Here is a 15,905-nt window from a genome sequence, read left to right as displayed (position 1 = left end):
ACCACGCCGTTTTATTTAATTATGGTAATTATTAATGGAATGAGAAGGTATGAAACGTTTTGATTAAGTGTAAAACCTTACTATATTGTAATAATTCACTTTATAATTATTTATTACACAAATTTGTGATAAAAATCTCTAAAAAATTGTGAGCAATTTGTTACAAATTTAGTGTATAAGCGTTAGAATAGTTAAGTCGCCATTATGGTTGTAAAAATGTTACACGAAATAGAGTGATTTTACAATTAGATTTATTTTCATGTAAAATACAAACCACTAATAGAATTACTATATAAACGTATTAAGTTTATATAATGTGCATTTTACAATTAATTCGTGAATGATTTCACATTTTAGTCTTAATTAAACCTTTTTAGTTGTTGAAATCGCTTTCTTAAGGGTGTACGATAACTATGGCTTAAAAATATAAAAGTGAGGTTTTGGGGAAATGAATATTATCTTAGGAGTGGGTACTTTAGTATTAGTACTTGTAATTATGACGCTATTCTTAAAATTCGCGCCATACGGTAAACAGGGGTTGCAAGCTTTATCAGGAGCTGCTTGTGCAACGTTTTTACCTCAAGCGTTTTTAAGTTATGCAATTGGTGGCGTATTCCACATTAAATTTTTGCAAGAAATTGGTGATTTAGCAGGAAGTTTAAGTGGTATAGCAGTAGGTATACTAACTTGTTTAAATTTAGGCGTATCTCCAGTGTTTGCAGTTATTGTTGGTTTAGTATTACATGATTTCAAATTATTACCAGCATTTATTGCAGCGTATATTGTGGCTTTTGGAATTAAATTAATAGAGAAAAAAGTTCCAGAAGGACTAGATTTAATTGTTGTTATTTTATTGGCTCCAGCAATTACATTTGGTTTAGCAAGCGTTATTACACCAGGAGTAATGGCTACACTTAAACAAATTGGTAGTGCGGTAACTTCAGTTGGCGACAATAACCCATATGCACTAGCAATTATCTTAGGACTGGTAATACCAGTAACAGGTATGACACCATTAAGTTCAATGGTATTAACAAGCTTATTAGGACTAACAGGAGTACCGATGGCAATTGGTGCAATGACATGTATGGGAAGTTCATTTGTAAACTACGTATTATTCAGTAGATTACACATTGGTGGTAAGTCTAAAGCATTTGCAGTTGGTATTGAACCATTAACTCAAATTGATTTAATCGCACAATATCCAGTACAGCTTTACGGTTCAAATGCAATAATAGGTATGGTTAACGCTTGTATCGTGACATTTATGGGCGTAGTCATCGGCGTTAAAGGTATGGCAACACCAATTGCTGGTGCGATCGTATTATTCGGTTTCAACCAACCAGTTAGAGCGATTATTACAATTGTAATTGTAGCTATTGTAAGTATAATACTAGCGTTCATCATGAGTATGATTATTAAAAAATTCAATTTAATGAATTTAAGTTTAAATGTACCGAGCAAAAAGAACAAACTTAAGGAGAGTGTTTAGTGATGGCTAAAAGCTATGATTATCAAAGTGCGTTTGACATTATTGGACCAGTTATGATGGGTCCATCAAGCTCTCACACAGCCGGAGCAGTAAAAATCGGAAACTCAGCAAGAGCGGTTTTAGGTGATGTACCTAAAAGTTTAGAAATTCGTTATTATGAATCATTTGCCAAAACACATCAAGGGCATGGCACAGATGTTGCAGTTGTCGGTGGTGCAATGGGTTATAGTACATTTGATAATAGAATTAAAAAAGCATTAGACATCGCAGAAGAAGAAGGCATTGAAGTAGAAATTATTGAAGATGAAGGAGAAAGTATTGGAGAACATCCAAACTGTGCTTTCATCAAAGCTAAAGATGCAAACGGACGCTATATAGAAGTTATCGGTATTTCAATTGGTGGCGGAACTATCAAGATAAAAGGTATCCATGTTAATGGTTTAGAAACGAAAATGAATCATGGTTTACCGATTTTAACTGTAGATGGACCGGCAGATAAAGCGCAAATCAATCATTTGATTAACGATTTAAACGATATGTCAATTGAATACAAAGATGAATTAACTCAAATTAATGATGATAAAAGCTTAGTAGTGTTACCATTAAATAAAGCAATCAAAGAATCAGCATTAGACACATTAAGAGACAAATACAGTGATTTTACCGTTTCCTATATTAATTAAGGGGGATTCAAAATGTTTGATTCAATTAGAGAAACTATAGATTATGCAGTTGAAAAAGATATGTCCTTTGCAGAAATCATGATCCAAGAAGAAATGGAACTTAAAGGACTTTCACGTGATGAAGTACGTGAAAACATGAGACAAAACTTAGAAGTAATGAGAGATGCTGTAGTTAAAGGTACTACGGGCGAAGGTGTAGAAAGTGTTACAGGCTATACTGGACATGACGCAGCAAAACTACGTGATTATAACGAAAATAATCATGCGCTATCAGGTTATGAAATGATTGAAGCAGTTAAAGGTGCGGTAGCAACTAATGAAGTCAATGCAGCAATGGGTATCATTTGTGCAACACCTACAGCTGGATCGTCGGGTACAATCCCAGGCGTACTATTTAAATTAGAAAAAACGCATAATATTACTGAAGATCAAATGGTAGATTTCTTATTTACAGCAGCATTATTCGGAAGAGTAGTTGCTAATAATGCTAGTGTTGCAGGTGCAACAGGTGGTTGCCAAGCAGAAGTAGGTTCTGCATCAGCAATGGCAGCTGCAGCAGCAGTAGCAATTTTTGGTGGTTCTCCAGAAGCATCAGGTCATGCAATGGCATTAGCTATCAGTAACTTGTTAGGTCTAGTTTGTGACCCAGTTGCTGGACTAGTAGAAATTCCTTGTGTTATGAGAAATGCAATTGGTTCAGGTAATGGGTTAATTTCAGCTGACCTTGCATTAGCAGGTGTTGAAAGTAGAATACCTGTTGACGAAGTGATTAGCGCTATGGATAAAATTGGTAGAAATTTACCAGCATCATTACGTGAAACTGGTTTAGGTGGTTTAGCAGGAACACCAACTGGTGAAGAAATTAAACGTAAAATCTTTGGTGAAGCTGAAAATATGGTAAAAAACAACTAATTCATTAATCATAATTTAGCACTTAAGTGCCGGATAACTCTGGTACTTAAGTGCTTTTTTCATATGTTTTTATTAATATATGGAAATATAATCATTTATTTTTTCTGAAGATTAAAAAAACTTATTGCAATTGCACATCCCAATAAATAAAATAATTTTAAAGGGGCTGGTGCAATGCTACGTTTAACTTTAATTTTTATAGCATTCATCATTAACACAACGATAACGTATTTGTGGACATCAGAGGGAACTTGGGTGAATTTATTATTCAAATCATTATCGCTAAGTATGATCATTGTGTTCATGTTTTATTACATTCGTTTTGTTATTGAAAATAGGGAAAGCTAGTGAGGTTAAGTAATGGATATTCAATCTGACTTAATCTCATTTTATGTTATATAAATCAAGTTGATAAAAAGCAAGGTCAAGCCATTGTTCAAATTTATAACCTACTTGCGTAATAGTGCCAGCATGATTGAAATTAAATTTCTCATGTAATTTTATGCTACCTATATTTGAAGCATCTATACCTGCAACAATTGTACGATAGCCACTTTGTTGTGCTTCCTCAATTAATTTTGATAATAATTGTGACGCAATACCACTATTTCTATAGTCAGGGTGAACATAAATTGAATGTTCAATACTATATAGATATGCAGGCCAATCTCTGAAAGAACCATAAGTTGCAAATCCTTGAACGATATTATCTTCCTCAAATACAAAAACAGGTTCATTTTTCTGTTTTTTATTTTCAAGCCATTGAATACGTTCTTCTATAGTTGTGGGTTCATACGTATATACTGCAGTAGTATTAATAATCGCATCATTATATATCGTTAATATAGCCTCTAAATCTGATTTTTGCGCTTCTCTAATCATCTCAATCACCTCTCAGTCAATTAGAAACTATTTAAATAAAGATTGCAAGATTTATATATTTTGAATTTTGTATCATTAAATGAAAACAAAATTTTATTCAAAGATGATGTAGTGAACAATGTTTAATGATATACTAAAAGCAAAATAAAAGTATAGCTAAATTTGGTCTCAATGATATCGTTTTTAGTTAAAGGAGAAACATTTATGAAAAAATGGACAAATCGATTAATGACTATAGTCGGTGTCATTTTAATATTAGTAGCAATATATTTATTTGCTAAACCACATATTGATAATTATTTCCACGAAAAAGATAATAGTAATAAAATCGAAAAATATGATAAAACAGAAAGTAAACAAAACAATCATTCTAAAGATAAAGCAGTGGAAATTCCTAAGGATAAATCTAAAATGGTTGGATATATTAAAGTACCAGATGCTGAAATTGAAGAGCCAGTTTACCCTGGCCCAGCTACACCAGAACAATTAAATCGTGGTGTTAGCTTTGCGGAAGGTAACGAATCTCTAAGCGATCAAAATATTTCTATTGCAGGTCATACATTTACTGACAGACCACATTATCAATTTACTAATTTGAAAGCTGCCAAAAAGGGAAGTAAAGTTTACTTTAAAGTTGGTAATGAGACACGAAAATATAAAATGACAAGTATAAGAGATGTTGATCCATCTGATGTGAAAGTATTAGATGAACACAAAGGTGAAAAAAATCAATTAACATTGATTACTTGTGATAATTATAATAAAGAAACTGGAGTTTGGGAAAAACGTAAAATATTTGTCGCGAAAGAAATTAAATAGAAAAGATATTTAGATGATGAACAGCTTTCTATGAATCAATGGTGAAGGTGTTCATCTTTTTTATTTTTCTATAATGAAAGTAATTTCAAATTATGAATATAGTTTCAGTCTGGATAGCCCATCTTCATTGTCTTTGAAATGTTGTCTATAATTAGGATAAAGATGAGATAGGGGGATTATATGTGATTAAAGCAATTGCTGTAGATATGGATGGGACATTTTTAGATTCAAAAAAGCAATTCGATAAAGAACGTTTCGAACGAATTTTTAAAGCATTAAAAGGTAAAAGTATTGAATTTATAGCTGCTAGTGGAAATCAATATGCAAAGTTAAAGTCTATTTTTGGTGAAAGAGACATGTTTTTTATTGCTGAAAATGGTGCAGTGATATATAAGGGTAATGAATTATATCAATATAGAAGTTTTAATCATCAAGATTACCAAGACGTTATTGATTATTTAAATTTAGAAAGACACATTAATCAATTAGTTGTATGTGGTTTAGAAAGTGCTTATATTTTAGAAGACACACCAGAAGATTTTAAAAAAGATACAAAATTTTATTACCATCAATTAAGTGAAATATCCCAATTACAAAATTTACCAGAAGATGAATATGTCAAAATAGCTTTAAACATTAATAGAGAAACACATCCACAATTAGATAAAGATTTACAAGAACGTTTCCCAGAAACTATTAAATTAGTATCAAGTGGTCATGATAGTATTGATATTATTATGCCAAATATGACAAAGGGACAAGCTTTACATAGATTGCTTGAATTATGGGGATTAGAACCTTCTGAATTGATGGCTTTTGGTGATGCAAATAATGATAAGGACATGCTAGAACTAGCGCAATATAGTTATGTAATGAAAAATAGTCAAGACGCCTCATTGTTTGATATAGCGTATGACGTTGCACCAAGTAATGATGAGCAAGGCGTGTTAACAACAATTGAAACAATGGTACTTGATAATCACAAATAATAAAAATGCGACGAAGTGACTCTAATTGAATCACTACGTCGCATTTTATTTATACACTTAATTTAAACGTGTATCACAAGTACCTGTATTGATAACTGATAATGAAGCATTTAATCCACCTTCTACAAGATTTTGAACGGCTTCATCAGAGAAGAAAGCGATGTGAGGTGTTAATAAAATATTTTCATTTTCAATGAGTTCTAATAACGTTTCATCTTCAACTTTTTTATTAGTCCAATCAAATGTGAAGTAAGGTGATTCAAATTCATAAGTATCAACAGCTGCTCCATATAAAGGACCATTATTAACAGCGTCAATTAAAGCTTTTGTATCTAATACGGCACCACGAGCAGCATTAACTAGCACGGCACCTTCTTTTACTTTGGCAAACATATCTTTATCAAATAAGTGATAGCTATCTTTATTTGCTGGTACATGTAAAGAAATAATATCAGCATCTTTAATAGCTTCTTCTACTGAATCTTTGTACTCTAAGAAATCGAGTGACTCATTTGGATAAGCATCATAACCAATGATTTTTGCACCGAAACCAGCATAGATTTTCGCAGTTGCTGCACCAATACGTCCAGTACCGATAATAGCTACAGTCATGTTTTTAACAGGACGTGACATAATAGGTGCTGCCCAAGTGAAATCGTGATTTTGTACACGTTTTTCAATAGCAGGGAATTTACGTACTAATTGTAATGCTATTGATACAGAGTATTCAGCAATAGTTTCAGGTGAATAACTAGGTACATTTGAAATAATGATGCCGTGCTTTTTAGCTAATTCTAAATCGTACATATCGAATCCAGCTGTTCGTTGTGCAATTTGTTTAATACCATATGATTCTAATTTAGGATAAACTTCGTCTTCAAGTTTACCGAATTGCATTGTCGTAACACCATCATAATCTTTAAGTTGATCAACAGTGTCTTTGCTAAGTAACTCAGGTGAAGTAGTGACTTCTATATTATTATTTTTACCCCAGTTTAACGCCATTTCTTTCTCATATTCTCTTGTACCGAAAAACATTATTCTTGTCATAATGAAATTACCCCATTTCAAAAATTATAAAAAGTTGTTTAACAAATAGTATGATATAAAAAATAAGTAAAACTATAACCTACATCCACATTATATTGTGAATCTTTTCACAAATCAAGTTAAAAATTAGTTTTTTTGAAATCTGAATAGAAATAGTTTTATATGTTTAATTACAAATGTATGTTAACAAGCATTAAAATATGAATTAGTTCAATTATTTTAGAGAGGGCATCTTTTAAGATATAATATCCATAATAATAATATGGAGGTACCTTTATGAGTAATATGAATCAAACAATTATAGATGCGTTTAATTTTAGACATGCAACAAAACAATTTGATCCTGAAAAAATCATTCCAAAAGAAGATTTTGAAACAATTTTGGAAGCGGGAAGATTGTCACCAAGTTCATTAGGTTTAGAACCATGGAAGTTTGTAGTTGTGCAAAATAAAGTATTGAGAGACAAATTGAAACCTTACAGTTGGGGCGCTCAAAAACAACTTGATTCAGCAAGCCATTTTGTAATCGTACTTGCGCGTAAAAATGTAACGTCTCAATCTCAATTCGTTCAAGATTTAGTAAAAGGTGTTAAAGGTTATAAGGAAAGTACATTACCAGCAGTTTATGAAAAATTTGATAATTTCCAAACTAATTTCCATATTAATGATAGCGAAAGAACATTGTTTGATTGGGCAAGTAAACAAACATACATTGCTTTAGCAAATATGATGACAAGTGCAGCGCTTTTAGGTATTGATTCTTGTCCAATGGAAGGCTTTGATTTAGATGAAGTGACAGCCCTTTTAAAAGATGAAGGTATTTTAGATACAGATCATTTTGGTATTTCTGTAATGGCAGCATTTGGTTATCGTGCTGATGAGCCACCACACGGTAAAGTTCGTCAAAACTATAACGATGTCATTGAGTGGTTTGAGTAAATAAATATTTTTAAATAAAGAAAGAGCGATGAGAAATAATTCGATTTAATTATTTCTCATCGCTCTTATTTTGGGTTGATGAATAGAATCATATGTTGCAGGGTAAACTTAAAGTGTACATCCTTGTGAGCACATTATTTTTTAATCATAGCGTATGGATGTAGAATGATAACTAAGGAAAAGTAAACGTTTACATTTTCGATATAACTTTATATATTGTTTAATACATTTCCTACAGTATTTCAAAAATTATAAAAGGACGGGATACGATGGCAAATATTAACGTAAGAGATTATATAGATGAAAGCTATGGCTTATTTATAAATAACGAGTTTCATAAAAGTGAAAGTGGAGAAACATTAACAGTTTCTAATCCAGCAAATGGAGAAGAATTAGCTCAAGTAGCTAAAGCAGGTAAAGGTGACGTTGATAAAGCAGTAACAGCGGCTACTGAAGCTTTTGATGCTTGGAGTAAAATTTCTAAAGAAGAACGTGCTGATTATTTATTAGAAATTAGCCGTAAAATTCATGAAAATGCTGAACGATTAGCAACTATCGAATCATTACAAAATGGTAAACCTTATCGTGAAACATCTACTATAGATGTACCAATGGCGGCTAACCAATTTAAATATTTCGCAAGTGTTTTAACTACTGATGAAGGTTCAGTTAATGAAATTGATCATAATACTATGAGTTTAGTAGTAAATGAACCAGTTGGTGTTGTAGGTGCAGTTGTGGCATGGAACTTCCCAATTTTACTTGCATCATGGAAACTAGGACCAGCACTTGCTGCAGGTAATACTGTTGTTATTCAACCTTCATCATCTACACCTTTAACATTAATTGAATTAGCTAAAATATTCCAAGAAGTATTACCTAAAGGTGTTGTTAACGTATTAACTGGTAAAGGTTCTGAATCTGGTGATGCTATATTCAATCATGAAGGTGTTGATAAATTATCATTCACTGGTTCTACAGACGTTGGTTATGGCGTAGCTAAAGCAGGTGCCGAACGTATTGTACCAACTACATTAGAACTTGGTGGTAAAAGTGCTAATATCATCTTTGATGACGCTAATATTGATCAAGTTATTGAAGGTGTTCAATTAGGTATTCTATTCAACCAAGGTGAGGTATGTAGTGCTGGATCTAGATTACTTGTCCAATCATCAGTTTATGATAAATTATTACCAAAATTAAAAGAAGCATTTGAAAATATTAAAGTAGGTGACCCATTTGCAGATGATGTTAAAATGGGAAGTCAAACTGGTGAAGAACAACTAGAAAAAATCCAAAACTATGTCAAACTAGCTGAAGAAGATTCAAGTGCTAACATTGTAACAGGTGGTCATCGCCTTACTGATAATGGACGAGATAAAGGTTTCTTCTTTGAATCAACAATTATTGAATTAAAAGATAATAGTCATCGATTAGCACAAGAAGAAATTTTTGGTCCTGTATTAGTAGTTGAAAAATTTGATGATGAACAAGAAGCAATTGATATTGCTAATGATTCAGAATATGGACTAGCTGGTGGTATCTTTACAACTAATTTAAACCGTGCATTAAATGTAGCTAAAGCAATGCGTACAGGTCGTATCTGGATCAATACGTATAACCAAATTCCAGCTGGCGCACCATTCGGCGGATATAAAAAATCAGGTATCGGTCGTGAAGTTTACAAAGACGCAATTAAAAACTATCAGCAAGTAAAAAATATTTATATCGATACTTCAAATGAAACTAATGGATTATATTAATACTTTCTGAGGTTTGTGAATATATAATAAGAGCCAGTCCAAGACTTAAACAATGTCTTGGACTGGCTTTATGTTTATATTGAAGTTATTGTTGTGGTACTTTTGATTCATCTGAATGTAATTGTACAGTAAGTCCTTCAGGTGAAGTTAAAATTTCGCTTGATTGATTAGGTTTATAAATATCAAATCCAGATAATCCATAGCTATTATCATTATCTTCACGTTTTTTACTTGATTGCCAAGTGTTAGCAGCTAAATGATGATGATATTTATTAGTAGACATAAATAGTGCTTGTGGGAATTTAGAAATATGTTCAAAACCAATTTGATCTATATAGAATGATTTAGCATCTTCTAAACTATTAGTTTTTAAATGTAAATGTCCGATTTTAGCACCATCAGGCATACCATCCCAGCCATCTTCAGTTCTTTCTAATAATAATGTAGGTCCATCAACTTCTAAAGTATCCATTTTGACGAATCCGTCATTCCAAATCCAACCATCTTTTGGACGGTCACTATAAATTTCAATGCCATTTCCTTCTGGATCAGCGAAATAAAGTGCTTGGCTTACAAGATGATCTCCAGCACCAATTCTCATACCTTTATTAGCTACGTAATATAAGAAGTTAGCTAAGTCAGTATCAGTAGGAAGTAAGTAAGCAATATGGAATAGTCCGGCTTCTGATGCACTAGGTTGTCTGCCATCTTTAAGTACATTTAAAGTTAAAGTGTGTCCACTTTTACCAATTGCCAGAATAGCTTGTTCGTCGCTTTGTGATAATACATTAAATCCTAAAATGTTTGTATAGTAATCAATCATTGTGTTTAAATCTTTGACGTTTAAATTAATATTTGTAATTTGTGTTGCAGTTTTATCATGAAATGTCATAGTTAATTCCCCGCTTTTCTCTCTTTTGAATATATTTATTATAACTGATATAAAAAGTATATTCAAGATAAAAGTTTAAAAAAGAGGGATAAATTGAAATAAACATTTATCCCTCTTATTACTTCTACTTTATCAATTTAACCTAAATAGACGTCTTGTACGCTATCATCTTTTTCAAGAACATCTTTTGCGAATGGACAAGAAGCAATAATTTTTAAATTGTTTTTACGAGCATAGTCTACAACTTGATATACTAATTTTTTTCCAAGTCCTTGTCCACCAAATTCATCAGAAACACCAGTATGATCAATATCAATTTCATTATTATCTGCAGTTTTAAATGTGATTACTGCTTTAGGATCGTTTTCATCTTCGCCAACATAAAATTTATTTGTACCTTGTTTAATTTCTTCAGCCATAATTCATCGCTCCTTTATTGTGTATATAGTATATTTATCACTAAATAAAAATTTAAAACATTTGCTATATAAGAATAGATATTAAATTGAAGTGCTAGATAAAATTACAGCAGAGCAGTTAAACAATTTAACTATATCTAATATAAGAAACGGTAGTATTATAGTATTCTTCGAAACCATGAATACCATCTGCGCCACCTAGACCAGATTCTCTCCAACCAGCATGGTAGCCATTAACAACTTCTTCAGCTTCACAATTGGCATATACTTCACCAAATTTTAAACGTTCAGTTGCTGTCATGACTTCTGATAAATCATTTGAGAATATATAAGAAGAAAGGCCAGCGTTTGTATCATTAGCGTCTTCAATAACTTGATTAAAGTCATTATATGTTGTGATTGCTAATACAGGTCCAAATATTTCTTCTTTAAATGCACTATCTGTTTGTTTAACGTTATCTAAAACAGTAGGAGCATAGAAATAACCAGGGCGGTCTAATTTGTGACCACCTAATACAAGTTTAGCTCCATTATTAACAGCATCTTGTACTTTTTCGTCTATGCTATTTAATTGAGTTTCATTAATAATAGCACCGAAATCTGTTTTTTCATCAAGAGGATCTCCTACAGTTAAAGCTTCCATTTTAGATTTTACTTTTTCAACAAATTTATCATGAACGTCTTCATGTACAAATATTCTTTCAGGACATGTACATACTTGACCAGCATTTTTAATACGAGCAGTTACAATATAATCCACAGTTTTATCAATATTTGCATTTGGCGTTACGAGGACAGGAGCATTTCCACCTAATTCTAAGTTTACTTTTTTAACTGTGTTTGCTGCATTTTCAAATACAGCTTTACCGGCACGCATGCTACCAGTTAAAGATATTAATTGGATATCTTTATGTTGTGCTAATTGTGTACCTACAGTTTCGCCAGTACCTGGGACGATTTGAATTAATCCTGCTGGAATCGTTGAGGCTTTAAAAATTTCAGCTAAACGTAAAGTAAGTAATGTTGTTTCTTCACTAGGTTTAATGACAACAGAACAACCTGTTACAATAGCAGGAATGACTTTACGTAATAATACTAGAATAGGAGCATTCCAAGGTACAATACCAGCTGTTACGCCGATAGGTTTTTTAGTGAGTTGAATAGTTTCATTTTCTACACTATTTTGTAAAACTTCGCCTTTATTACTCATGCTTAAACTAGTCATATAATCAATAAATTGAACAGATTTATCAATTTCGCCTTGAGCTTCGGCTAATGTTTTACCTTGTTCTTTGACGTAAAGTTGTGCAAGTTCTTCTTTATTTTGTTCAAGTAATGGGATTAATAATTTAACATGTTCGGCACGAGTTGGTTGCGGAACTTTTTCCCACTCTAATTGTGCATGTTTAGATTTCTCGATGGCTTCATTAACTTCCTCAGTAGTCGCAAATGTAATCGTATCTATCTTTTCACCAGTTGCTGGATTAATTACATCCATTGTTTCGTTTGAATTACTTTCTATAAATTCATTGTTTATAAATAATTGATTAGTCATATAACATACCTCCACTTGAAATATTCCCTAAAAGTCAGTGATTAAATATTAAAATTAAATTTAGACATAAAAAAAGTTAGAGCAACAATGCTCTAACTTTTTGTGAACCCTTTATAGAATATAGGTATGAGGAGTATAAATCCAAATAACCCCATAATAGGGAATACTTTTCCAATAAGTGATATAAATCCAACGAAAGTGCATATAAACGTAATGAATGCCATTGTGATAATCAATATATAATAACGTTTCGAGAAGGGTTTACTAAATCTAGCAGCAAAAGCATACATAAGTCCTACTACTGTATTATAAATTACTAAAATCATAATGACTGACATAATTAGTCCAATGGATGGTGAAATATTTTTAGCTAATAATAGGGAAGGTAACGCAACATCTTTAATTTGATTAAATTGAGTTACAAGACCTAAATTAATCATTAATATTAAAAATGTGATGATGACACCGCCTATTAGTCCGCCATACGTTGCTGACTGACGATATTTTAATTTGCCACCCATAACTGAGAAGAAACTGAACGCAGCCGCAATTTGTAAACTAGCATAATTGATACCATCAAACCACCATCCAGGTGAAATAGATTTATGATGATTTGAGTATTGGTTAGCTGCATTAAAGTTAAGATGACCTGATGCAAAATAATAAATAGCTATCATTGTTACAACTGCTACTAGAAACGGTGTCACTCCTCCTAGTACTGCAATGAGACGGTCAAATTTTAAAAATAATGTTGATAATATAAGAATGACTAGTAATAATGAACTCAGCCAGTATGGAACGTTGAAGCTCTCATGAATAGTAGAGGCTCCGCCAGCTGTCATTATAATAGCTAATGAAAATAAAAAAACAGTTAATATTAAATCAAAGACTTTAGCAATCATTGGATGTAAATAATAATGTACTGATTCTGAATGGTTACCTGATTTTAGTCGATAACCTGTCTTTAAAACAAAGATTCCGCCTAGAGTAATAATAGTTCCTGTTACAATGATGCCAGCTAAACTATAAACACCATGGCTAGTGAAAAATTGGAATATTTCTTGACCAGTCGCAAATCCTGCACCTACGACAACGCCTACAAATGCGAAAGCCACTATAATGGACTCTTTAGCTATATTCATTTATGTTCTTATCCCTTCATGTCAAAATTAATGAGATTTCAATTTTAATTATAATTATCTTAAAAATTCATATCTTTCTATTTTAGACGAAATAATACTAAAAATAAATACCTGAGTACATTGTATGTGGACTATTGTGTGAATAAGACGTACTGTAGCTGCGAAATATAAAAAAATAATGAAAGACAAAATGATTAGTGTAAAATAGTAAATATAAAAAATATGAGAAATATTAATGCATTATTAATGATACTTTGATAGTATTATCGGATATTGAACGATTGATTGGAAAAAGTGTAAAAGTTGAAGAAGGTGTTGTTATGATATTTGATTTACCTTTAATGCTAATGATTGTTGTATTTTTAGCATTAGGTATATTCAGTCAATGGTTAGCAAATAAAATAAAATGGCCATCCATAGTAGTAATGGCCATTGTAGGTCTGTTAATTGGACCAATATTAGGCATAGCGAATCCTAAAGAAGCAATGGGATCGGAAGTATTTAGTCCTATAGTTTCATTAGCAGTAGCCGTTATATTATTTGAAGGTAGTAGTAATTTAGATTTCAGAGAGTTAAAAGGGATATCGAAAGCGGTCATCAGAATTATTACTGTAGGTGCAACGATTGCATGGATTTTAGGTGCAATTGCATTACATTTTGTATTAGATTTTCCAATTTCAGTATCATTAGTTATGGGTGGATTATTTTTAATCACTGGCCCTACAGTAATCCAACCATTGTTAAAACAAGCAAAGGTAAAGAAAAATGTCGATTCAATATTACGTTGGGAAAGTATCATATTAGATCCTATTGGTCCTATGTTGGCACTATCAGCATTCTATGTATACCAAATTGTTGATGAAGGTATAAGTTTTTTAGTGATCTTACTACTTATCTTAAAAATTTTAAGCGTTGTTTTAATAGGTTTTGGTGCATCATTCTTATTTAACTGGTTAATTAAACGTGACATGATACCACAAAGTTTAATGCCGCCAATACAACTGGTATTTATACTTTTAATATTTAGTATCTGTGACGAAATTTTAGCAGAATCTGGATTATTATCTGTAACCATATTTGGACTTATAATGGCACGAAATAAACGTCATGACTTAATGTTTAAGGAATCTGATCATTTTATAGAAAATGCATCAACAATAATGGTTTCAACAGTATTTATTTTAATTACATCATCACTTACTAAAGATGTATTACTAAACGTACTATCATGGCAATTACTTGTATTTAGTATTGTAATGATTTTACTTGTAAGACCTTTATCGGTAATTATTTCCACATTTAGAACAGAAATAACTAAAAGAGAACGTGTTAGTGTAGCCTTAATGGCGCCTAGAGGTATTGTTGTACTTACCGTTGCACAATTCTTTTCAAGTTTGTTTATGGATGACGGCGTTAAGATGGCTCAATACATAACACCAGTCACATTTGGTCTTGTATTTATTACCGTTGTTATTTATGGATTTAGCTTTACGCCGTTAAGTAAGTTGTTAGGCGTAGCAAGTAATGAACCACCTGGCGTTATTATTGTTGGGGAAAGTGAATTCTCATTTCATTTAGGAAGTATGCTTAAAGATCATGGTATACCCATTATGATGTTCAATTTATTTGAAAACACTTCAGATAAAGCACATCAGCAAGGATTTGAAGTATTTAAAGGGAATTTATTATCTAGCAATGACCGTATATATTCAGATTTACTAAGATATAATAAGTGCATATTGATGACAAAATCATTTATTTTTAACAGTTTAGCATTTAATGAACTAGTACCTGAATTTGGTTTGAATAATGTCCATATGATGCCGGTATCATTTAATGATGAACAAGCACGTAATAATTTAAATGGTCCTATTCGAAATCATATTTTATTTGATGAAAATCATACACCAAGATGGTTTGATAACTATATAACACAACATAATATTATAGAAGTGCCTGCCGAAAGATATCATGAAATTACTGATAAAGATATGTTAATTTATTATATTAATGAAAATAAAAATGTCACTTTTAAAAGGAATAATCATTCACTACCTAAAGAAGAACATGGGACATATGGTATATTAAAAAATGTTTATAACGTATAAAATATTGCTTTTATAAAAAAATAATGTTAATATAACATCAGAAATATCTCGCATATAACACCAATCCCCTCACTACTGGTGATAGTGAGGGGATTCTTATAGGTGTGGTTACTTACGTCTATTGTTTTTATCATTGCGGCAGCGTAACCAATTAGTATACCAAGCAATGATGCAACCGCTTGTTATGGTTGCCAGAATATTTATCAGAATATCCCGCATCATAACACCTCCTTTACACGTCATTAGGACGTCTAAAGCAT

At 31.8% G+C, this 15,905-nt stretch carries 16 protein-coding genes; 9 read left to right on the top strand and 7 right to left on the bottom strand.

Annotated features, from left to right (window positions below; all coding sequences use genetic code 11):
• Positions 1 to 448: 448 nt before the first annotated feature.
• From Q4528_RS00800 to Q4528_RS00785, 4 genes are all read left to right on the top strand, one after another.
• Entirely contained in the window at positions 449 to 1,492 is a 1,044-nt protein-coding gene (locus Q4528_RS00800; protein WP_017636555.1) for a PTS sugar transporter subunit IIC, read from the top strand.
• Between the two features lie 2 nt (positions 1,493 to 1,494).
• Entirely contained in the window at positions 1,495 to 2,175 is a 681-nt protein-coding gene (sdaAB, locus tag Q4528_RS00795; RefSeq protein ID WP_017636554.1) for an L-serine ammonia-lyase, iron-sulfur-dependent subunit beta, read from the top strand.
• 12 nt (positions 2,176 to 2,187) lie between these two features.
• The gene (sdaAA, locus tag Q4528_RS00790; protein ID WP_046467004.1) at positions 2,188 to 3,087 is read left to right on the top strand and encodes an L-serine ammonia-lyase, iron-sulfur-dependent, subunit alpha; all 900 of its coding nucleotides are present in this window, start codon (positions 2,188 to 2,190) and stop codon (positions 3,085 to 3,087) included.
• 174 nt (positions 3,088 to 3,261) lie between these two features.
• A complete protein-coding gene (locus Q4528_RS00785; RefSeq protein WP_096807728.1) occupies positions 3,262 to 3,435 on the top strand; it encodes a hypothetical protein in 174 nt (57 codons plus the stop codon).
• A 36-nt stretch (positions 3,436 to 3,471) separates the two neighbouring features.
• Here Q4528_RS00785 and Q4528_RS00780 read toward each other — a convergent pair whose 3' ends face one another.
• Complete coding sequence (locus tag Q4528_RS00780) at positions 3,472 to 3,969, bottom strand: GNAT family N-acetyltransferase (RefSeq protein WP_046467005.1); 498 nt, start codon at positions 3,967 to 3,969, stop codon at positions 3,472 to 3,474.
• 204 nt (positions 3,970 to 4,173) lie between these two features.
• On the opposite strand from Q4528_RS00780, the gene srtA reads away from it, so the two are divergent.
• Positions 4,174 to 4,788, top strand: coding sequence for a class A sortase SrtA (srtA, locus tag Q4528_RS00775; RefSeq protein WP_046467006.1), 615 nt, complete (start codon positions 4,174 to 4,176; stop codon positions 4,786 to 4,788).
• 182 nt (positions 4,789 to 4,970) lie between these two features.
• Positions 4,971 to 5,777 (top strand): Cof-type HAD-IIB family hydrolase, encoded by an 807-nt coding sequence (locus Q4528_RS00770; protein ID WP_046467007.1) that lies wholly within the window; start codon positions 4,971 to 4,973, stop codon positions 5,775 to 5,777.
• 57 nt (positions 5,778 to 5,834) lie between these two features.
• Here Q4528_RS00770 and Q4528_RS00765 read toward each other — a convergent pair whose 3' ends face one another.
• Positions 5,835 to 6,827, bottom strand: a complete 993-nt coding sequence (locus Q4528_RS00765; protein ID WP_046467008.1) for a D-lactate dehydrogenase — start codon at positions 6,825 to 6,827, stop codon at positions 5,835 to 5,837.
• A gap of 276 nt (positions 6,828 to 7,103) precedes the next feature.
• Here Q4528_RS00765 and Q4528_RS00760 point away from each other — a divergent pair, with 276 nt between their 5' ends.
• Both Q4528_RS00760 and Q4528_RS00755 read left to right on the top strand, forming a co-directional pair.
• The gene (locus Q4528_RS00760) at positions 7,104 to 7,766 is read left to right on the top strand and encodes an NAD(P)H-dependent oxidoreductase (protein WP_046467009.1); all 663 of its coding nucleotides are present in this window, start codon (positions 7,104 to 7,106) and stop codon (positions 7,764 to 7,766) included.
• Positions 7,767 to 8,035: 269 nt separating this feature from the next.
• On the top strand, positions 8,036 to 9,529 hold the full coding sequence (locus tag Q4528_RS00755) for an aldehyde dehydrogenase family protein (protein ID WP_303520161.1): 1,494 nt from the start codon (positions 8,036 to 8,038) through the stop codon (positions 9,527 to 9,529).
• A gap of 85 nt (positions 9,530 to 9,614) precedes the next feature.
• Here Q4528_RS00755 and Q4528_RS00750 read toward each other — a convergent pair whose 3' ends face one another.
• The 4 genes from Q4528_RS00750 to Q4528_RS00735 all read right to left on the bottom strand — a co-directional run bounded on the left by Q4528_RS00750 (position 9,615) and on the right by Q4528_RS00735 (position 13,537).
• Positions 9,615 to 10,421 carry a VOC family protein gene (locus Q4528_RS00750; RefSeq protein ID WP_017636546.1) on the bottom strand — a complete coding sequence of 269 codons (807 nt, stop codon included), beginning with the start codon at positions 10,419 to 10,421 and terminating at the stop codon, positions 9,615 to 9,617.
• 137 nt (positions 10,422 to 10,558) lie between these two features.
• Positions 10,559 to 10,840, bottom strand: a complete 282-nt coding sequence (locus Q4528_RS00745; RefSeq protein ID WP_303520158.1) for a GNAT family N-acetyltransferase — start codon at positions 10,838 to 10,840, stop codon at positions 10,559 to 10,561.
• Between the two features lie 127 nt (positions 10,841 to 10,967).
• Positions 10,968 to 12,395, bottom strand: a complete 1,428-nt coding sequence (gene aldA / locus Q4528_RS00740) for an aldehyde dehydrogenase (RefSeq protein WP_046467011.1) — start codon at positions 12,393 to 12,395, stop codon at positions 10,968 to 10,970.
• A 92-nt stretch (positions 12,396 to 12,487) separates the two neighbouring features.
• Complete coding sequence (locus Q4528_RS00735; protein ID WP_046467012.1) at positions 12,488 to 13,537, bottom strand: YkvI family membrane protein; 1,050 nt, start codon at positions 13,535 to 13,537, stop codon at positions 12,488 to 12,490.
• 320 nt (positions 13,538 to 13,857) lie between these two features.
• Between Q4528_RS00735 and Q4528_RS00730 the strand changes: the two genes are divergently transcribed.
• Positions 13,858 to 15,645, top strand: a complete 1,788-nt coding sequence (locus Q4528_RS00730) for a cation:proton antiporter (protein WP_046467184.1) — start codon at positions 13,858 to 13,860, stop codon at positions 15,643 to 15,645.
• 108 nt (positions 15,646 to 15,753) lie between these two features.
• On the opposite strand, the gene Q4528_RS00725 is transcribed toward Q4528_RS00730, so the two are convergent.
• On the bottom strand, positions 15,754 to 15,864 hold the full coding sequence (locus Q4528_RS00725) for a type I toxin-antitoxin system Fst family toxin (protein ID WP_108016997.1): 111 nt from the start codon (positions 15,862 to 15,864) through the stop codon (positions 15,754 to 15,756).
• Positions 15,865 to 15,905 lie beyond the last annotated feature (41 nt).

Source organism: Staphylococcus pasteuri (assembly GCF_030547725.1).
Taxonomy (GTDB): Bacteria; Bacillota; Bacilli; order Staphylococcales; family Staphylococcaceae; genus Staphylococcus; species Staphylococcus pasteuri.
Note: the sequence above shows the minus strand (reverse complement) of the source record. Positions and strands in the feature narration are given on the sequence as shown.